Consider the following 17,702-nt stretch of genomic DNA (forward strand, 5'->3'; position numbering starts at 1 on the left):
CTAGTGGCGTGAGTCGTTAATGCGTGTGCAGTAGCGGGCGATGGATTCGAGGATCTGGTCGGCGGTCTTGGTCCAGACATAGGGCTTTGGGTTGTTGTTCCAGGCCTCGATCCAGGCGCGGATGTCGGTGTTGAGGGCGCGGACGGTGCGGTGAGTGCCGCGTTGGAGTTTCTTGGTGGTCAGTTCCCCGAACCAGCGTTCGACGAGGTTGAGCCAGGATGCGCTGGTCGGGACGAAGTGCAGGACGAACCGCGGGTGGGCGGTCAGCCAGCGCTTGATGGTCGGGGTTTTGTGGGTGGAGGCGTTGTCCAGCACTACGTGCACGTCCAGGTCCGCCGAGACCTGCCGGTCGAGGGTCTGGAGGAACTTCTTGAACTCGATCGCGCGGTGCCGGGCATGGAGGGAGCCGATCACCTGGCCGGTGGCCAGGTCGAGGGCGGCGTAGAGGCTTGAGGTGCCGGCCCGGACGTAGTCGTGGGTGGCGCGGGCCGGGGTGCCGGGCAGCATCGGCAGGACCGGGGCGGTGCGGTCCAGTGCTTGGATCTGCGACTTCTCGTCCACGCACAACACCACGGCGCGTTCCGGCGGATCGAGGTACAGCCCGACGACATCACGGACCTTGTCGATGAACAGCGGGTCCTTCGACAGTTTCCACGCGTCCTGCCGGTGCGGCTGCAATCCGAACGCCCGCCAGATCCGTGAGATCGCGGTCTGCGACAGACCGACCTCAGCAGCCAACGAGCGGGTCGACCAGTGCGTGGCGTCCTTCGGTGTCGTCTCGAGGGTTGTGGTGATCACCCGCTCTACATCAGCGTCGGCGATCGTGCGGGGCCGGCCGGGCCGCGGCTCGTCCAGCAGGCCGTCGAGCCGATCACCGGCGAACCGGTTCCGCCACTTCGTCACCGTGCTACGCGAAACGCCGAGTTCCTCGGCGATCTGCCCGTTCGCGGCCCCGCCGGCAGCCGCGCAGGCAAGGACCACCCGCGACCGCAACGCCAGGGCCTGCGCACTCGAGGGACGACGCGACCACGCTAGCAACTGCTCTCGCTCGTCATCAGTAAGCACGATCGGTACTGCTGTCGGCAACGGCATAACACACCTGTACCCACTGACGACGATTTAACGACTCAGGACACTAGCCGCAGGTCGCCAGCTCGGCGATCGCGGCCGGCACGTCGCGGCGGGACCGGACACCGAGCTTGTCCAGCACCGCCGCGACGTGGTGGTCGACGGTCCGCACCGACAACACCAGCCGGTCGGCGATCTCGGCGTTGGTCAGCCCGTCGCCGAGCAGGCACAGCACGGCCAGCTGCCGGTCGGTCAGCCCGGCCGGGTTGGACCGGGTGCGGGGCCGGGGACCGCGCGGCACCCGGTCGCCGGCCGAGCGCAGCCGGGCCCGCATCCGCTCGGCCGCCGCCGTCGCGCCCAGGTCGTCGAGCAGCCGCAGCCCCTCCGCCACCGCGTCCGGGTCGCCGGTGCGGGCCAGGTCCAGGGCGCGCTCGTACGGGTCGCCGGAGCCGCGCCAGGCCTCGGCCCCGGCCGCGAAGTCGCCGCGCAGGCCGGCCGCGTAGCGCTCGGGGCAGCCGGGGAACGGCTCGGCCGCCGGGCCGGCGCCGGCCAGCGCCAGGTACCGCAGCACCTCGGCCCGGAACGGCGCGCTGCCCGGCCGGCGCAGGTGCGGCAACAGCTCCGCGGCGATCCGCTCGGCCAGCGCCGGGTCGTCGTCGAGCCACGCCCACTCCACGTACGCCGTGCCCACGTAGGCCAGGCCGATCAGCAGCCGCTGCCGCCGCGCCCGCTCCCAGGCCCGGGCCAGCGCCGGGCCGGCCGCACCGTCGCCGCGCCGGGCCCGCAGCCGCAGCAGCCACGGCTCGCTGTACGCGAACAGCATGCCCGGATCGGCCACGCCCGCGACGAGGGCGTGCAGCTCCCGTTCGGCCTCGTCCCAGTCCCCGCGCCGCAGCAGCCGCAGGCACCGGTGGACCTCCAGGTTGTACGCGTGCGACCAGAAGCCCCGCTCCCGGGCGAACAACAGTCCATCGTGGACACAGGCGTCCAGCTCGGCCAGCCGCCCCTCCCGGTACAGCAGCTCGGCGAGGTTGGTCCAGCCCCGCGCGGCGTACTCGTAGTGCGCGCCGCCCACCGCCGCGGCGATGCTGGCCCGCACTTGCTCCGCGCCGGCCGGGTCGCCGCGCTCGGCCCGGACGCCGCCCAGGTAGTTGCGGCACAGCGCGGCCAGCCCGTCGGCGCCGTGCGTGCCGGCGAGCCGATGGGCCTGCTCCAGCAGCGGCGCCGCGTCCTCGGCCCGGCCGGTCAGGGCGAGCACGACCCCGGTGTACAGGCAGGCATGGGCCAGCGCGGTCTCCCGGCGGCCGGCGTCGAGGTCCCGGGCCGCCGGCCCGTCGAGGGTCGCGATCGCCTGGCGGGCCGTGCGCTCGGCCTCGTCGACGTCGCCGGCCATGAACCGGTGCCGGGAGAGCCGGACCAGGCACAGGGCGTGCGCGACCGGGTCGTCGAGCGCCGCGTACAGCCGGGCCGCCTGGCTTCCGGCCCGCACCGCCTCGGCGAAGCGGTGGGCGTTGTAGAGCTCCCAGCCGTACTCGTCGAGCAGCCGGGCCTGCTCCGCCGGCGCGAACCGGCCGGCGTGCGGCAGCACCGACTCGAAGCAGATCAGCGCCTGGCGGTGCGCCCCGGCCGCGGCGGCCTCCCGGGCGGCGGCCGGACCGGCGAGGATCAGGGTGCCGACGTCGCCGGCCCGGACCGCGTGGTGGATCAACCGGGACCGCTCCGGGCGCTCCTCGGCCCGCAGCACCGCCACGACGGCCTGGTTCAGCCGCCGCCGGCGCAGGGCCGGCAGGTGCTGCTCGACGACCCGGCGGGTCAGCTCGTGCCGGAACGCGAGCCCTTCCGGGCGCACCTCGATCAGCCCGGCCTGCTCGGCCTCGGCGAGCATGTCGAGATCCGGCCCCAGCAGCGCGGCGGCCCGGTCGTGGCGCAGCAGCGACGGCACCACCGACACCTGATCCAGCGCCGACCGGCAGGGCGCACCGAGCCGCCGGTACCGGCCCAGGACCGCCTCGACGATGCTGGCCGGCAGGCCGTCGGGGCCGGTGTCGGCCGCGAGCGACTCGGTGACGAAGAACGGGTTCCCGCCGGTGGTGGCGTAGAGCGCGGCGCCGTCGCGGCCCCGGCCGGCGGCCAGGGTGGCCACGGCGGCGGGGGAGAGCGGTGCCAGCGGCAGGCGGTGGACCGGGCAGCCGGCGAGCGCGCCGAGCAGCCGGTGCAGGGGACCGCTGGCCTCGGCGGCGTTGTCGCGGTACGTCAGCACCAGCACCACGGCGAGCCGCTCGACCCGGCGGGCGGCGTACAGCAGCAGGTCGAGGGTGGCGTCGTCGGCCCAGTGCACGTCCTCGACGACCAGGACGGCCGGCGCGCACCGGGTCAGCTCGTCGATGAGCGCCGGAAACACCTGATCCGGCGGGGCGGCGTCGGCCAGCGCGGCGCTCAGCGGCCCGTCGCCGCCCTGGGCCAGGTCCCGCAGCGGCCCGAGGGTGCGCGGCGCCATCAGGTCGTCGCAGCCGGCCATCAGCAGCCGGGCCGCCGGGGCGTCCGCGTGCACCCGGCGGACGAACGCGCGGGTGAGGCTGGTCTTGCCGATGCCCGCCTCACCGGCGAGCAGCGCGACCGAGCCCCGCCCGGCGGCGGCGTCCGCGACCGCGTCGAGCAGGACGCGCAGCTCGCGATCCCGTTCGAGCAGGCCGTCGTCCCCCATAGGAGTTCATGTCAGTCGATCCGGTCGCCGAGCGCAGTCGCCAATGGGACAGTCACGGCTGGATGAGCAGGCGGGCGTAGTTGGCCATGGAGCGCTGGTACCGCGGCAGATGCGGAGCCAGCGCCGCCACGGCGATCGACACCGCCTCCCGCTCGCGCCCGCTGTCGGCCAGGCACAGGGCGAGGGTGGCACTGATCGCGTCCCCGAGCCCGCGGGTGGCCTCGTCGAGCGTCGCCGGGTCGACCGCCCGCTCGGCCTCCAGCAGCCCGACGGCCCGGTCGACCTGCCCGATGTTGCGCAGCGAGCTGGACATCTGAATCACGGCCCGGCGCCGGCGGTACCCGGTGAGACCGTGCTCCAGCGCCTGCTCGTACAGCGGCACGGCCCGATCCGAGTGTCCGGTCGAGTCCCAGGCACAGGCCCGCTCGAACGCCGCCACCGGATCGCCGTCGGGCCGCTCCGCCGCCAGGCCGTCGATCAACGCGCGGAACTCGTCCTCGCGGCCGTCGTACCCGTCGATCGCCGCCCACGCCGCACCGACCCGCTGCTCCCAGTCACTCATGTGATCAAGACTGCCCGATCGCGCCGACCGAGATCACCCGGGGTCCGGGCGGGCCCGGTCTTGCGTGGCGACGGCGGCGCAGCAGGCCGGCCAGCATCGCCCCGGCCGCGGCCGCGGCGAGCATGTTCACCGTCTCCGCCTCCCGGTCGCGGTACGGCATCGGCACCACCACCGTGCGGGTCTTGGCGACCGGACCCTCCGGCAGCGGCAACGAGGCGGCCGCCGGGCCGCTGGAGATGAGCAGGGCGGCGGCCGCGGTGACGGTGCTGCACAACGTGCGATGCACGAGCGTGGACATCGAAGGCACTCCTGACGGAAGACGGTCGGCAATACCGTTCAAGCGTCGAGGAGGAGGCCGCACCCCGGCATCGGGAACGGCCTACCGAGTTTCCGCGCGGACCCCCCAGGTTTCGGCTGAGCCGGGATGGAGGAGCCGGGACGGACTTGACGGCCAGTGAATCGCCCGCCGCGGCGGATCCAGTCGGTGTCAACTGCGGCGCGACAGTCTCTCGGTGTCGGCATCGGCCTCTCGATGCCGCATCAGCCGAGAGACGCAGGAGTCGCTGTGACCGAGACGCCATCGTTCCGCAGAATCGTGACCGGCCACGACCCGTCCGGCCGGGCGGTGATCACCCAGGACGCGCCGCCGACCCGCGCGGTCGAGATCGGCGGCCCGGGCGGCGCGATGTTCCACGAGGTGTGGCACACCACCGAGACGCCGGCCCGCATCGACCGGGACTCGGGCGAGCCGGCGGAGGACGACCTGGTGCTCGGGCCGCCCGCGCGGGGCACCCGGCTCCGCGTGATCGACTTCCCGCCGGAGGACGACCGGATCCGCAACCTGTCCGGTGCGCAGGCGCTGGGGACCTTCGCGCAGATGGGCGGGGCGGACGCCGCCCGCGCGGGGGCCGGTGCGCCGCACCCGTTGATGCACCGCACGCAGACCGTCGACTACGCAATCGTCATCGACGGCGAGCTCACGCTGGTGCTCGACGACAGCGAGGCCGTCCTGGAGGCCGGGGACATCGTGATCCAGCGCGGCACCAGCCACGCGTGGGCGAACCGGTCGGCGAAGCCCTGCCGGGTCGCGTTCGTGCTCATCGACGGCCAGTACACCGACGGACTGTGAGGCGGACCGCCATGCGTATCCGACCCATCCCGCCGGACGAGCTCGGTCCGCAGCTGCGCGAGGTGCACGACGGCATCGCGAGTCTGGTCAAGGCGGAGCAGGACCGTGTCGTCATCCTCGACGACGACGGCGCGCTCGTCGGGCCGTTCGCCGCGATGCTGCACTTCCCGACGTTCGGGGTGCCCGCGCTCATGCTGCAGCGGGCGGTCGCGGCCGAGGCCCGCCTCGACCCGATCGTCCGCGAGGTCGCCATCCTGACCGTCGGCGCCGCCTACGGCGCCCGCTACGTGCTGTACGCCCACGAGCAGACGGCCGACCAGGTCGGTCTCGCCCCGGAGCACGTCGCGACCCTGGCGGCCGGCGGCCGGCCCGCGGGACTGACCGCCGAGCAGGCCGTCGCCCACGACATGGCGGCCGCGCTGACCGGCGGGCGGATCCTGCCGGACTCGACGTACGACCGCGCCGTCCGGCTGCTGGGCCACGACGGCGTCGGCGAGCTGGCGTTCCTCATCGGCAGCTACTGCCTCATCGCGGTGGCGGTCAACTGCTTCGACGTGCCGGTGCCCGACACTGACAAGGGCGGCCATGCATCACCGCGCCCTTGACGGACAGTGCGTCGCCGAGGAGGTCCGGCACACCGTTGCCACCTCGCCCGTCCGCAGACCGTCGCTCGCGCTGCTCGCCCTGGCGCTGGGCACGTTCGCGATCGGCTCCGGTGAGTTCGGCAGCAACGGCATCATCCAGCTGTTCGCCGCGGACCTCGCCGTGCCGGTACCGGTGGCCACCCACGCGATCACCGCGTACGCGCTCGGGGTGGTCGTCGGTTCGCCGGCGATCACCCTGCTCGCCGCCCGGGTCAACCGGCGCACCCTGCTGCTCGGCCTGGTCGCGCTGTTCCTGACCGGCAACGGGCTGTCCGCGGTGGCCCCGGACATCACGCTGCTGGTCGTGTTCCGGTTCCTCGCCGGCAGCGTCCAGGGCGCGTTCTTCGGCGCCGGGGCGGTCGTCGCCGCGTACGTCTACGGCCCCGGCCGGGGCGGCAAGGCGTTCGCCACCGTGATGAGCGGACTGACCGTCGCCACCGTCGTCGGCTCGCCGCTGGGCACGTTCGTCGGCCAGCACGCCGGCTGGCGGGCCATGTACTGGACCGTCGTCGCCCTGGGCCTGCTGGCCGGCCTCGCCCTCGTCGCCTGGCTGCCGCAGACCGGGGACCTGCACGGCAGCTCCGTCACCGACGAGCTCGGGGCACTGCGCCGGGGCGGCGTCTGGCTGATGTTCGCCGTCGCCGCGCTCGGCATCTCCAGCATCTTCGCGGTGTACACCTTCATCGGCCCGTTCATCACCGACGCCGCGCGCCGCGACGCCTCCCTCATCCCGGTCGCCCTGGCCGTCTTCGGCATCGGGATGGCGGCCGGCAACCAGCTCGGCGGCCGGCTGGCCGACCGGTACGCACACCGCGGCCTGATCGGCGGCTACGGCGGGGTGCTGGTGCTCCTGGTCCTGATCGGCGTCGCCGGCGACGATCTGCTGGTCCTACTGCCAGGCCTCTTCGGGGTCGGGGCGACCATGATGGCGGCGATCCCCACCATCCAGGTCCGGCTGACCGCGCTCGCCCCGGACGCCCCGACGCTCATGGGCGCCCTCAACCTCGCCGCGCTCAACCTCGCCAACGCCCTCGGCGCGATCGGTGGCGCGCTCACCATCGACGCGGGCTGGGGACCCCTGTCCACCGTCTGGGCCGGCTTCGCGCTGACCTCCGGCGGCCTGCTGCTGTACGCCGCGACCTTCTCGAGGAGACCGTCCGGCCGGCCCGGGGTCAGCCGGTGATCCCGAGTCCCCGGCGGCCGATCTCGTTGAGGTCCGAGGGCTGGAAGCGGTTCGCCCAGTCGCGCTCGTAGTGCTCGGCCGGGAAGTCGCTCGGGCTCTCGCCCCGCTCGAACGCCGAGCGGACCGACGCCGCGTAGACCTCGTTGCGGGGGCACCAGGGTGCGGCCGGGATGTACATGACGTTGCCCCAGCCCTTCTGCGCCTCGACCGGCGCCACGCTGTGGATCATGTCGCAGTGCCACCAGACCGAGTCGCCCGCCCGGACGTCGGGGATGCCGGACAGCGCCTCCATGAGCGGCGCGTGCCACTTGTGGCCGGCGGGGAAGACCTGGTTGACGGTCACGCCGCACATGTCGTCGTCGGGGACGTCGGTGAGCAGGGGGCGCAGCATGAGGTACGCCATCGCCTCGGGAATCGGCACGGTGTGCAGCACGCCCTGGTCGTGGTCCATGTCGGACAGTGCCGTCCAGCCCTGGAACGTGCGGAACGCCGAGCACATCGTCGAGCCCGGGTACTGCGGCCCGGACGTGCGGAAACTCGCGTCCCACGGGTCGTACTGCTCGACGCTGCCGTCGAACAGGTGCCGGAACGCCTGCTGGTAGGCCTGGGTCATCCACAGGTCGAGGGTGCCCGGGTCGAGGTGGGTGCCCAGCCCGGCCGAGTCGGCGCCCTCGGGCCGGCGGCGGATCCGGTCCGGGTACAGCGAGTCGCGGTCGGGGTCGAACCACTGCGTGCCGCCCGACTCGTGCTTCCACTGGCCGTTGAGGAACGCCTGCACCCGGGCCATCCGCTCGCTCTGGCGGGCCTGCATCTGGGCCGGCGACCAGTAGATCGGGTAGATCTCGGGCTTGGAGCCGACGCTGCCGAAGAAGTCGTCGCCCGGGCCGCGGTAGTGCTCGAAGAACTGGTTGCTCTCCACGTAGTCGACGATGTCCCGGTCCCACTGCAGGGCCTGGTCCCGCTCGAAATGCCCGCGCACGACCAGGCAGCCGCGCCGCTTGAGCAGGTCGAGCTGCTCCGCGGTCACCGTGCCGTTGGCGATGTCGGCGTAGTCGATCACCGGCCAGACCGTCTCGCCCCGGCGCCGCGCGGCCACGATGTCGTCCACGGCGGCCTGCACGCGCGCCTCGACAACCGCGAAAACCTCGTCGACGGTACGGCCCGAAGCCGCGATCCGTCCCCGCAGCGCCGCCTTGATCTCGCGGGTCGCGGCCTTGAGATCGGTGGGGGTCTGCTCCCAGTGTGGCAGCACCGTCGACACGGACACGGCGGAAGTCCTTTCTAGTCAGCTCCCTTTACTTGTACTAACACTAGGGTGCCGCCGCTTTCAAGGCAACCCCCTTGACTAGAATTGGCACGTGGACCCCGACAAGCCGTTCCTGTCCTCCCTCGACCTGGTCCGGGCGGCGACCGACGAGCACGTCCTGCGCGCCCTCATGCGCCACCGCCGGCTCACCCGCGCCGAACTGGCCACCGAGGCCGGCATCTCCAAGCCGACCGCGGGGGAGAGCGTCCGCCGGCTGACCGAGCGCGGCCTGGTGGCCGACACCGGCGAACGCACCCCGGGCGGCCGCGGCCGGGGCCGGGTCGGCTCGTACTACGCCCTCGCACCCACCGTCGGCACCGCCCTCGCCGTGGTCATCGCCCCCGAGGGCATCGTCGCCGAACGGGTCGACATCTACGGCGACACCGTGGCCCGCGCCGCCCGCCCGATCGACCGCCCGGCCGACCCGGCCCAGGTCGCCGCGGCGGTGCGCGAGGCGGCCGGGGAGTCCGCGGACCCCGGCCTGCCCCCGGTGCGCCTGGCGATCGTCAGCGCCGCCGACCCCGTCGACCGCCGCACCGGCCGCCTGATCCAGCTCCCGGACTCCCCGTTCCTGGTCGGCGAACTGGACCCGGTCGCCGTCCTGGCCCCGTTCGCCGCCGGCCCGGTGATCGTCGACAACGACGTGAACTGGGCCGCCCGCGCCGAACGCGCCCACGCCGACCCGGAGCACCTCAACAACTTCGCCTACCTGTACCTCGGCGAGGGCCTCGGCTGCGCCATCGTCAGCGACGGCGAGGTCCGCCGCGGCGGCACCGGCCTCACCGGCGAGATCGCCCACCTGCTCACCGCGGGCCCCGACGGCCGCGCCACCCACTTCATCGACGTCTTCGGCGCCCTCGGCCTGCGCCGCCCCGGCTCGACCGCGATCGACGTCGACCGCCTCCTCGCTCGCCCGGCCGACCACGAGGTGCTCGCCACCGCGGCGAGCGGCGTGATCGCGGCCGTGATCGCCCTGGCCGACCCGCAGGAGATCGTCATCGGCGGCTCCTGGGGCCCGGCCCTGACCGGCCCGATCCGCACCGCCGCCGCCCGCCTGCCCCGCACCGTGCCGATCCGCCCGGCCGCACTCACCGACCGGCCGATCCACACCGGCGTACGCCACGAGGCCCTCACCCGCCTCCGCGCCCTCGTGACGGCCGCCGACAACCTCAGCGGGCGGTGAGCGGCAGCCGGGCCGGCGGTGGCAGCTTCGCCGGCTTCGGTGAAGCCCGGAACGACTGCAGCATCAACGCCGCCAGCCGCCGCGACGCCGCCGCCCGGGCCGCCTCCGAATCGGCGCGGATGCCGTCGTTGGCCATGAGCGCCAGCACCACGTCCTCGAACACGAAGTCCCGCCGCAGGTCCCCGGAGCGCTTGGCCCGGCGGATGAGGTGCAGCAGCAGCCGTACCGTGCGATCCCGATCCGCCGCGAAATAGTCCTGCCCACGCGAGGTGAACGCCCGCGCGAACCCGCGGTCCCGCGCGTGCAGCGCCATGAGCTTCTCGATGACCAGCCGGAAACCGTCCCACGGGTCGGCGGCCGCCAGCCCCTCCTCGACGATCGACGAGCACAGCGCCATCGGCTCGGCGAACGCGGTGGCGAGCAGCGCCTCCTTGGTCGGGAAATGCCGGTACAGCGTCGCCGGCCCGACCCCCGCCCGCCGCGCCAGCTCGCGCATCGGCACGTCGAGACCCTCGGCCGCGAACGCGGCCCGCGCCACGGCCAGGATGCGCGCCCGGTTGTCGCGGGCGTCGGAGCGCTGCCTCGGTTCGTCCGTCACCGCTCTCACTTTAGCCATCCGGACGGGGTGTTCCGTTACGTTGCGATCCATGCGAGCACTGCAGTTCACCGGCTTCGGCCCGCCCAGCGTCATGGACGTCGCCGACGTCCCCGCGCCGCACGCCGGCCCCGGCGAGATCCGCATCGCCGTGCGAGCGTCGGGGCTCTCGGCCGGCGAGACGCTGATCCGCTCCGGCGCTCTGAAGATCCAGATCCCGCTTCCGTACCGCACGGGCTTCGACGCCGCCGGCATCGTCGACGAGGTGGGCCCCGGCGTCAACGGCGTTGACATCGGCGATGACGTCTTCGGCTGGGTGGCCATGAGCCGCCGCGGCGCGAACGCGGACCTCGCGGTGCTCGTGGCCTGGGCGCCCAGACCGGCCGCGTGGAGCTGGCCGGAGGCGGGCGGCGCCGCCGGTACCGTCGAAACGGGCACCCGCGTCCTCGACCGCCTCGCCCTCGGCGAAGGTGAGACGGTGCTCATCAACGGCGCGTCCGGCGGCGTCGGCACGGTCGCCGTCCAGCTCGCGATCGCCCGCGGCCTCAACGTCATCGGCACCGCGAGCGAGCGCAACCACGACCTGCTGCGCTCGCTGGGCGCTACCCCGGCCACGTACGGCCCGGGCCTGCCCGACCGCGTGCGCGGCGTTGACGCGGTGTTCGACTGCGCCGGGGGAGCGCTGCCGGACCTGATCGCCATCGCGGGTGACCCGTCCCGCGTCGTCACCATCGCCGACCTCACCGCCGCCGACCACGGCGTCCACCTGTCCAGCGGGCTCAGCGACCCGCTCGCCGCCCACGCCCTGCCGATCGCGGTCGGCCTGGCGAACGAGGGCCGGCTGCGAGTACCCGTCGAGGCCGCCTTCGCGCTCGAGGACGCCCCCGCCGCCCACACGCTCAGCGAGTCGCGACGCGCCCGCGGAAAAATTGTGTTCGTCTAATCTGGACCCGTGGCTTCCCTGCGCAAGGCCGGACGGCAGATGGCGATCGCGACCGTCGCCGCCCGGGTCGCCGGGTTCGCGCGGATCGTGGTGCTCACCGCGGCGCTGGGGCTCGGCACGCGGCTGCTGGACACGTACAACCTCGCCAACACGCTGCCCAATGCCGTCTTCGAGCTCGTCGTGGGCGGCACGATGGCCAGCGTCGTCGTCCCGCTGCTGGCCCACGCGGCGGTCACCGAGGCCGACGGCGGCATCGTCTACGCGCAACGACTGCTGTCCTGCATGGTGTACGGCCTGAGCGCCATCACCGTCGCCGCCGTCCTGGCCGCACCGTGGATCGTGCACGTGTACGCGCCGGGCTTCAGCGAACCGCAGCGCGCCCTGGCCGTGGTGCTCAGCTGGTACTTCCTGCCGCAGATCCTGTTCTACGGCGTCGCCGCCACGGCCGGCGCCGTGCTCAACATGCGCGGCCGGTTCGCCGCACCCGCGTGGGCGCCGCTGGTCAACAGCCTCGTCGTGATCGCGGTCGCCGGTGTATACATCGGCGTCGGCGGCACCACCCGCATCGAGGACCTCACCCGCGGCCACCTGATCCTGCTCGCCCTCGGCACCACCGCCGGCGTCGCCGCGCAGACCGCCCTGGTCGTCGCGGCCCTCGCCCGCAGCCGCTTCCCGCTCCGCCTGCACCTCGACCCGCGCGGCATCGCCATCCGCCGCATCGGCCGCCTCGCCGCCTGGGTGCTGCCGTCGGTCCTCGCGGCCCAGATCCTGCTCGCGGCGGCCACCCGCGCCGCGTCACTGAGCGGGCCGGGCGGCATCACGGTGTACCAGAACGCGTTCGCCATCTTCCAGGTCCCCGTCGCCGTCATCGCGATGTCCGTGATGACCGCGCTACTGCCCCGCCTCAGCCGCAACGCCGCCCGCCACGACCACGCCCGCGTCATCGGCGACCTCTCCCTCGCGGTGCGCATCGCCGCGGTCGCCCTCGCCCCGGCCGCCGCCGGCATGCTCGTCTTCGGCCGCCCCGTCGCCGCCCTGCTCTTCGGCCACGGCAACAGCGCCGGCGCCTCGGTCGCCACCCTGGGCGTCGTCGTGGCCGCGTTCGGCCTGGCCCTGCTGCCGTTCGCCGCGTACACAATCCTCCAGCGCGGCTTCTACGCCCTGCAGGACACCCGCTCCCCGGCCCTCATCACCGCCACCGTGAGCGTCCTGGGCATCGCGGGCTGCGTGGCCGCGAGCCGGCTGCTCCCATCGGCCGACATCGTGCCGGGCGTGGCCGTGTCCTATGCCGCCGCGTACACCATCGGCCTGCTCCTGACCGGAATCGTCCTGCGCCGCCGCCTCGGTCGCATCGACGGCCGCCAGATCGCCCGCACCCACGCGAAGGTCCTGCTGGCGGCGGCCCTCGCCGGCCTCGGCGCGGCCCTCGCGACGTCGGTCATGCCGGTCGTGCTGGCCGGGCTCACCGGGTTGCTGCTCTACCTGGCCGCCGCGGCGGCGCTGCGCCTGCCGGAGTTCCGCCTGCTGCGGCCGATCTAGGACTGCGCCAAGGCGCAGAGGACCGCGCCGGCGACGAGCCAGATCGAAAAAGCGGCTATGGTACCGGCGGCGAGTCCACTGTGGACCTTGCGCGCGACGAGCGCGGTGACCGGGACCGCGACGAATGACGATGCCACGATCGCCGGCAGGATGAACGTGACCCCGATCATCGTCGCCGTGCCGCGGGGACTGGAACATCCGATCCCCGCACACTCGTCCGGGTACGTGTCCGACAGCGTCTGCAGGTAGACCACGAACGCGGCGCCGAGCAGCACGTGCCACCCGAGCACGACGAGCACCCCACGGCCGAACGCGTCTGCCATGCATCGACGATACTCAGGACCTTCGCGCTAATGTTGCCCCGCGCGGCGTTTTTGTGCGGCGTCACGGCGTCTCTTTTTTGTGGCGTTGCGGCGTCTCGTGTGGCGTCACGATGCTTGTGCGGCGTCACGGCGTCACGGCGTCACGGCGTCTCGTCACGGCGTCTCGTCACGGCGTCTCGTCACGGCGTCACGTCACGGCGTCACGTGTGGTGTCACGGCGTTATGGCGTTATGGCGTCGTGGCGGTCGGGGTCGGGTCGTCGATGTCAGCCGACGAGGGTGGACACCAGTTGCCCGATGCCGAACGTGACCGCCATCGCGAGGGCGCCGCCGGCGACGAGGCGGGACACGGCGCGTACAACTCCTGCTGAACCGAGCCTCGCACTCACCGCGCCGGTCACCGTCAAGGCCAGGACCACGGCGACGAACGCGATCGGGATGCGGCTGCCCGGCGGGGGCAGCAGGATCGCCAGCAGCGGCAGCGCGGCACCCAGCGCGAACGAGATGGCCGAGGCCACCGCGGCCTGCCAGGGGCTGGTCAGGGCGTCGGGATCGATGTGCAGCTCGGCGTCGGCGTGAGCGGCGAAGGCGTCCTTGGCGGTGAGCTCCAGCGCCACCTGGCGGGCGGTGCCGGGGGTGAGCCCCTTCGCCTCGTACAGCGCGGTGAGCTCCTCCAGCTCGCGCTCCGGGAACTGTTCGAGTTCGAGCCGCTCGTAGGCCAGCAGCGAGCGTTCGGTGTCACGCTGGGTGCTGACCGACACGTACTCGCCCAGCGCCATCGACACCGCGCCCGCCACGGCACCCGCCATGCCGGCCGCGAGGATGGCGCCCGATGAGGTAGTGGTCGCGGCCACACCGACGACGAGCGCGGCCGTCGACACGATGCCGTCGTTCGCGCCCAGCACCCCGGCGCGCAGCTGGTTGAGCCGGCCGGACAGCCCGCCGGCAACATGCGGCTCGCCCGGATGCGGCGCGGCCACAGGCTCGAGTGGCACCACGTTGGTCATTGCGAATCACCTGCCCACCAGCGACGGTACGACCGGAAAACCCCTTCCCGCAACGAAGGCAAGGCTGGGCTTGGTCGATGCCGCACGGCCCGGGGAGGCGGGACCAAAGGCTCTGATCGCGCCGGTACCCCCTGCGGCAACGTCGAAGAGTCGCCAGCCAAACCCGCACCGAGGGAGCCCCGCCATGCCCGCCATCCACCTCGTCGACCACGCCGGCGCCGCCCGGACGGGCCGGACCCTGACCCGGGCCGCCCTCGCCGCCCTCGCCGCCCCGGCGGTGCTCGACACCCACCCATGGCGCTGGCGCATCGAGGACGGCTGGGCCGACCTGCTCGCCGATCCCTCACGCGTGCCGAGCGGCGCCGACCCCGACGGCCGATTGCTCACCATCAGCTGCGGTGCCGCGCTGCACCACACGACGGCGGCGCTGACCGCGGCCGGGGTGGGCGTCGAGGTGATCCGCCTGCCGGCCGGCCCGCACCGAATGGCGCGGCTGCACTACACGGGCGAGGTCGGTCCGAACGAGCACGCGCAGCGACTTGGCCGGGCGATCGCGGTGCGCGGCAGCGATCGGCGGCCGATCGGCCGCGAGCCCGTCCCGGAGGCGCAGCTGCGCATGCTGCAACATGCCGCCGAGGCCGCGGGGGCCAGGCTGTTCCCGCTCGCGGTGAACCCGGCCGCGCGGCGCCCCCGGCCCGAGGGATGGGCGGTGATCACAACGCCCGACACCGGTCCCCACAACTGGCTGGCCACCGGCGAGGCGATCTCGGCGGTGCTCCTGCACGCGGCCGCCGAGGGCCTGGTCACCGCCGCCATCACCGAACGCTCCGCGACCGTCCCGCCGACGCTGGTCCGCCGCCTCCCACGCGGCGCCGGCCACCCCGCCGCTGCCGTCCGCTTCGGCATCGCCGCCCGGTAGCGCTGCAACCGGTCGAGGACGGGCCGGAGGTCCCGCCGGGACGGGCGGTCGGACTCTGCATGGCGGCCGCTTGCGAACCGCACCCTGTAGGCGAACCCCAGCCCAGGGAGGGCAACCATGAGACGGAAGACGCTCGACCTCATCGTCGGAGCCGGCCTCGTTCTGCTGGCCGGGCTGTTGCTGGTCGCGGGCATCGTGCTGACCAGCAACGCCAACTTCGCCAATTCCTACGTCAAGGACCAGCTCGGGCAGCAGCAGATCACCTTCAAGACCGCCGACACGCTGACGGCGGAGGAGAAACAGTCCGCGTGCCTGGTGGAGTACGCCGGGAAGCCGCTCAACTCCGGCAAGCAGGCCGAGTGCTACGCCAACGAGTTCATCGGGCTGCACCTGAAGTCGATCGCCGGCGGCAAGACCTACGCGCAGCTCGGTGACGTGCAGACCGAGCTCAAGACCAAGCTCGCCGACGCGCAGAAGAACAACGACACCGCCGCCGTGGCGGACCTGCAGCAGCAGCTCACCGACACCAACACCGCGCGTGAGACGGTGTTCAAGGGCGAGACGCTGCGCGGGCTGCTGCTGACCTCGTACGGGTTCAGCGAGTTCGGCGCCAAGGCCGGGCAAGCCGCCCTGGTGGCGTACCTCGCCGCCGGGCTGCTGTTCCTGCTCGGCGCGGCCGGTCTGGTGCACGCCGCGAGGACGCCGGGCAGCCGGGGCTTCGCGGTGCCGCAGAACGAGGGCAAAGCGCAGAGCGAACCCGCGAACGCGTGACGAAAGCCCGACACCAACCTTGATCAACCTTGCGGCTCCTCCGCACAATGTCGGGCGTGGATGCGGAGGAGGCCGCCCCCGGCGGGCGGCGGCGTTGGTGGCGGAACTGGTCGGACTGCGACCTGAGCGGCTGTGACATCGGGTGCGACGGATGTGATGGTTGTGACTGCAATCCGTTCATGCTCGGTTCGCTGCTCGGCCTGATGGCGATCGCCGCGCCGACCCGGGCCCCGCGCCGCGACGCGAGTGGCCCGGGGCGGGCGGGGATGGCGGCGATCAGGGGGTACCAGCGATGGGTTTCCCCGCATTTGCCGACTCGTTGCCGGCAAACGCCATCGTGCAGCAACTACGGGATGGAAGCCGTTCGCCGCTACGGCCTGGTCGTGGGGTCCCGCCTGACCGCCGCCCGCATCAAGCGCTGCAACGCCACCACACCGCGCGGAACGCACGACCCGGTGCCGTAACCGCCGCAACGCCACCCCGCGGAAAACGAGACCCGGGCGGGAAAACGAGATCCGCGGAAAACGAGTCCCGCGCGGGAACGAGACCCGCGGGAAACGAGTCCCGCGGAAAACAACGAGACCCACGGGACGAGAGGTCCACGCGACGAGAGGCGCGCGGGCCGTCGACGTCAGCAGGCCGGCGCGGTCCCGCCGGTGGTTTTCGAGACGTAGCTGTGGCTGATGTACTGCCCGCTGCCAATCCGATCCCACCGAGTCGTGGTCCCGTACGGTCCGGCAATCGATTGCCCCGTCACCCAGCACTCGATCGGCACCTGCGCATAGGTCGCCGCATACCCCTTGCTCGCGAACGACGTCCCCGCGCCCGCGCGGATGTTCAGCGGTCCGCTGCCGATGAGGCCGCGCACGCCGGTGCCCGTCCACAGGTACGCCACGTCGACCCAGGAGTTGTCGGTCAGCAGCAGGCCGTCCCAGAAGACGCCGTCGGCGAGGTCGATGCCCGCGGGATTGCCGACGGTCCGCCCGAACTGGTCCTTCCCGCCGTTGTAGCCGCTCTGATACGCCGCCTGCGCCTCCGGCCGGCCCTGGGGCAGGTCTTTCCACGACTGCCGGGTGGCGGCCGGGTTCCAGTAGTCGTCGGTGGTGTTCCACGGCCCGACGTCCCACACCGGCGCGAACTCGCACCGCGAGCCGGTCGTCGTGCAGACCCGCACGGTGTAGTCCCCGGTGCCCTTCGGTGCCAGGCCGCGGCGCGAGGACAGTGCCACGAAGTGGTCCCGGCTCGCGATGACGTGTCCGTTCGCCGTGGTACCGCCGACAAGCCCCTCCCGCGTCGCGTACACCCGGTACACGTTGCCGACCGCCGCCAGCCCGGCCGGCGCCGCCGGGGCCTCGGACGCGACGAGAACGACGGCGCTGACCGCGGCCGATGCGCCGGTGAGCACGATTCGGGCCTGGACGGTCGGGACGTCGGCGGCCAGCGCGGTGCCGGCGGGGGTCCACTCCGTCCACGTGCCGTCCGGGCCCTGTCCCCGGTACTCCACGTCAACCCCCGTCGTCGCGCTCGTCGTGAACGCGCGCACCAGGTTGGCCGGGGTGGCGAGGGCGTGCGGGGCGAGCAGGAGCATGCCCGACACGATCGGGGCGCGCTGCCCGTCGGGTACCTCGGCCGGGTCGGCGATGCGCAGCGCCCCGCCGGTCCAAGTGACGTTGACGTCGTCGTCGGTGATGATCGACAGGTTGGCGGGCCAGGACGGCCCCGGCGCGGCGGCCGCCGGCGCCGCCGGGAGCCCCACGAGCAGGGCGGCGAGCGCGGAGACGACCATCGTTCTGGTGGTGACCATGCCGTGAGACAATCATCGATATC

The 17,702-nt window shown here is 73.2% G+C and carries 18 protein-coding genes; 9 read left to right on the top strand and 9 right to left on the bottom strand.

The window, feature by feature from the left end; genetic code table 11:
* From ACQP00_RS22385 to ACQP00_RS22400, 4 genes are read right to left on the bottom strand one after another with little or no spacing between them, the layout of a single operon-like run.
* A complete protein-coding gene (locus ACQP00_RS22385; RefSeq protein ID WP_433207892.1) occupies positions 1–1,092 on the bottom strand; it encodes an IS630 family transposase in 1,092 nt (363 codons plus the stop codon).
* A gap of 43 nt (positions 1,093–1,135) precedes the next feature.
* On the bottom strand, positions 1,136–3,772 hold the full coding sequence (locus ACQP00_RS22390; protein WP_433222041.1) for an ATP-binding protein: 2,637 nt from the start codon (positions 3,770–3,772) through the stop codon (positions 1,136–1,138).
* Between the two features lie 52 nt (positions 3,773–3,824).
* Positions 3,825–4,334: a tetratricopeptide repeat protein gene (locus tag ACQP00_RS22395; protein WP_433222043.1), complete on the bottom strand. Its 510-nt coding sequence runs from the start codon at positions 4,332–4,334 to the stop codon at positions 3,825–3,827.
* A 4-nt stretch (positions 4,335–4,338) separates the two neighbouring features.
* Positions 4,339–4,632 carry a hypothetical protein gene (locus ACQP00_RS22400; RefSeq protein ID WP_433222045.1) on the bottom strand — a complete coding sequence of 98 codons (294 nt, stop codon included), beginning with the start codon at positions 4,630–4,632 and terminating at the stop codon, positions 4,339–4,341.
* Between the two features lie 267 nt (positions 4,633–4,899).
* Here ACQP00_RS22400 and ACQP00_RS22405 point away from each other — a divergent pair, with 267 nt between their 5' ends.
* From ACQP00_RS22405 to ACQP00_RS22415, 3 genes are read left to right on the top strand one after another with little or no spacing between them, the layout of a single operon-like run.
* On the top strand, positions 4,900–5,463 hold the full coding sequence (locus ACQP00_RS22405) for a cupin domain-containing protein (RefSeq protein WP_433222047.1): 564 nt from the start codon (positions 4,900–4,902) through the stop codon (positions 5,461–5,463).
* An 11-nt stretch (positions 5,464–5,474) separates the two neighbouring features.
* Positions 5,475–6,068, top strand: a complete 594-nt coding sequence (locus tag ACQP00_RS22410; RefSeq protein ID WP_433222049.1) for a carboxymuconolactone decarboxylase family protein — start codon at positions 5,475–5,477, stop codon at positions 6,066–6,068.
* Positions 6,049–7,290, top strand: coding sequence for an MFS transporter (locus tag ACQP00_RS22415; protein ID WP_433222051.1), 1,242 nt, complete (start codon positions 6,049–6,051; stop codon positions 7,288–7,290). The genes ACQP00_RS22410 and ACQP00_RS22415 overlap by 20 nt, the downstream gene beginning before the upstream one ends.
* Here ACQP00_RS22415 and ACQP00_RS22420 read toward each other — a convergent pair.
* On the bottom strand, positions 7,280–8,557 hold the full coding sequence (locus tag ACQP00_RS22420) for a DUF1479 domain-containing protein (protein ID WP_433222053.1): 1,278 nt from the start codon (positions 8,555–8,557) through the stop codon (positions 7,280–7,282). The two genes, ACQP00_RS22415 and ACQP00_RS22420, sit on opposite strands and share 11 nt — an antisense overlap.
* 91 nt (positions 8,558–8,648) lie before the next feature.
* Here ACQP00_RS22420 and ACQP00_RS22425 point away from each other — a divergent pair, with 91 nt between their 5' ends.
* Positions 8,649–9,779 (top strand): ROK family transcriptional regulator, encoded by a 1,131-nt coding sequence (locus ACQP00_RS22425; RefSeq protein ID WP_433222055.1) that lies wholly within the window; start codon positions 8,649–8,651, stop codon positions 9,777–9,779.
* On the opposite strand, the gene ACQP00_RS22430 is transcribed toward ACQP00_RS22425, so the two are convergent.
* Positions 9,766–10,377, bottom strand: a complete 612-nt coding sequence (locus ACQP00_RS22430; RefSeq protein WP_433222057.1) for a TetR/AcrR family transcriptional regulator — start codon at positions 10,375–10,377, stop codon at positions 9,766–9,768. The two genes, ACQP00_RS22425 and ACQP00_RS22430, sit on opposite strands and share 14 nt — an antisense overlap.
* 49 nt (positions 10,378–10,426) lie before the next feature.
* Between ACQP00_RS22430 and ACQP00_RS22435 the strand changes: the two genes are divergently transcribed.
* Entirely contained in the window at positions 10,427–11,317 is an 891-nt protein-coding gene (locus tag ACQP00_RS22435; protein ID WP_433222059.1) for an NADP-dependent oxidoreductase, read from the top strand.
* Positions 11,318–11,356: 39 nt separating this feature from the next.
* The gene (murJ, locus tag ACQP00_RS22440; RefSeq protein ID WP_433223951.1) at positions 11,357–12,856 is read left to right on the top strand and encodes a murein biosynthesis integral membrane protein MurJ; all 1,500 of its coding nucleotides are present in this window, start codon (positions 11,357–11,359) and stop codon (positions 12,854–12,856) included.
* Here the strand turns inward: murJ and ACQP00_RS22445 are convergent.
* Complete coding sequence (locus tag ACQP00_RS22445; RefSeq protein WP_433222061.1) at positions 12,853–13,179, bottom strand: hypothetical protein; 327 nt, start codon at positions 13,177–13,179, stop codon at positions 12,853–12,855. The genes murJ and ACQP00_RS22445 overlap by 4 nt on opposite strands.
* Before the next feature lie 265 nt (positions 13,180–13,444).
* On the bottom strand, positions 13,445–14,185 hold the full coding sequence (locus ACQP00_RS22450; RefSeq protein WP_433222063.1) for a VIT1/CCC1 transporter family protein: 741 nt from the start codon (positions 14,183–14,185) through the stop codon (positions 13,445–13,447).
* A 184-nt stretch (positions 14,186–14,369) separates the two neighbouring features.
* Between ACQP00_RS22450 and ACQP00_RS22455 the strand changes: the two genes are divergently transcribed.
* From ACQP00_RS22455 to yidD, 3 genes are all read left to right on the top strand, one after another.
* Complete coding sequence (locus tag ACQP00_RS22455) at positions 14,370–15,104, top strand: hypothetical protein (RefSeq protein ID WP_433222065.1); 735 nt, start codon at positions 14,370–14,372, stop codon at positions 15,102–15,104.
* Between the two features lie 117 nt (positions 15,105–15,221).
* Positions 15,222–15,875 carry a hypothetical protein gene (locus ACQP00_RS22460; RefSeq protein WP_433222067.1) on the top strand — a complete coding sequence of 218 codons (654 nt, stop codon included), beginning with the start codon at positions 15,222–15,224 and terminating at the stop codon, positions 15,873–15,875.
* A 56-nt stretch (positions 15,876–15,931) separates the two neighbouring features.
* A complete protein-coding gene (gene yidD / locus ACQP00_RS22465) occupies positions 15,932–16,339 on the top strand; it encodes a membrane protein insertion efficiency factor YidD (protein WP_433222069.1) in 408 nt (135 codons plus the stop codon).
* 167 nt (positions 16,340–16,506) lie between these two features.
* Here the strand turns inward: yidD and ACQP00_RS22470 are convergent, their stop codons facing one another.
* On the bottom strand, positions 16,507–17,679 hold the full coding sequence (locus tag ACQP00_RS22470; RefSeq protein WP_433222071.1) for a hypothetical protein: 1,173 nt from the start codon (positions 17,677–17,679) through the stop codon (positions 16,507–16,509).
* Positions 17,680–17,702 lie beyond the last annotated feature (23 nt).

It is taken from the genome of Dactylosporangium sp. CS-047395 (assembly GCF_050942185.1).
GTDB lineage: Bacteria > Actinomycetota > Actinomycetes > Mycobacteriales > Micromonosporaceae > Dactylosporangium.

Coding starts and splice junctions, on each gene's coding strand:
- ACQP00_RS22385 (WP_433207892.1), bottom strand. CDS start 1,092: ATGCCGTTGCCGACAGCAGTACCGATCGTGCTTACTGATGACGAGCGA.
- ACQP00_RS22390 (WP_433222041.1), bottom strand. CDS start 3,772: ATGGGGGACGACGGCCTGCTCGAACGGGATCGCGAGCTGCGCGTCCTG.
- ACQP00_RS22395 (WP_433222043.1), bottom strand. CDS start 4,334: ATGAGTGACTGGGAGCAGCGGGTCGGTGCGGCGTGGGCGGCGATCGAC.
- ACQP00_RS22400 (WP_433222045.1), bottom strand. CDS start 4,632: ATGTCCACGCTCGTGCATCGCACGTTGTGCAGCACCGTCACCGCGGCC.
- ACQP00_RS22410 (WP_433222049.1), top strand. CDS start 5,475: ATGCGTATCCGACCCATCCCGCCGGACGAGCTCGGTCCGCAGCTGCGC.
- ACQP00_RS22415 (WP_433222051.1), top strand. CDS start 6,049: ATGCATCACCGCGCCCTTGACGGACAGTGCGTCGCCGAGGAGGTCCGG.
- ACQP00_RS22435 (WP_433222059.1), top strand. CDS start 10,427: ATGCGAGCACTGCAGTTCACCGGCTTCGGCCCGCCCAGCGTCATGGAC.
- murJ (WP_433223951.1), top strand. CDS start 11,357: ATGGCGATCGCGACCGTCGCCGCCCGGGTCGCCGGGTTCGCGCGGATC.
- ACQP00_RS22445 (WP_433222061.1), bottom strand. CDS start 13,179: ATGGCAGACGCGTTCGGCCGTGGGGTGCTCGTCGTGCTCGGGTGGCAC.
- ACQP00_RS22450 (WP_433222063.1), bottom strand. CDS start 14,185: ATGACCAACGTGGTGCCACTCGAGCCTGTGGCCGCGCCGCATCCGGGC.
- ACQP00_RS22455 (WP_433222065.1), top strand. CDS start 14,370: ATGCCCGCCATCCACCTCGTCGACCACGCCGGCGCCGCCCGGACGGGC.
- ACQP00_RS22460 (WP_433222067.1), top strand. CDS start 15,222: ATGAGACGGAAGACGCTCGACCTCATCGTCGGAGCCGGCCTCGTTCTG.
- ACQP00_RS22470 (WP_433222071.1), bottom strand. CDS start 17,679: ATGGTCACCACCAGAACGATGGTCGTCTCCGCGCTCGCCGCCCTGCTC.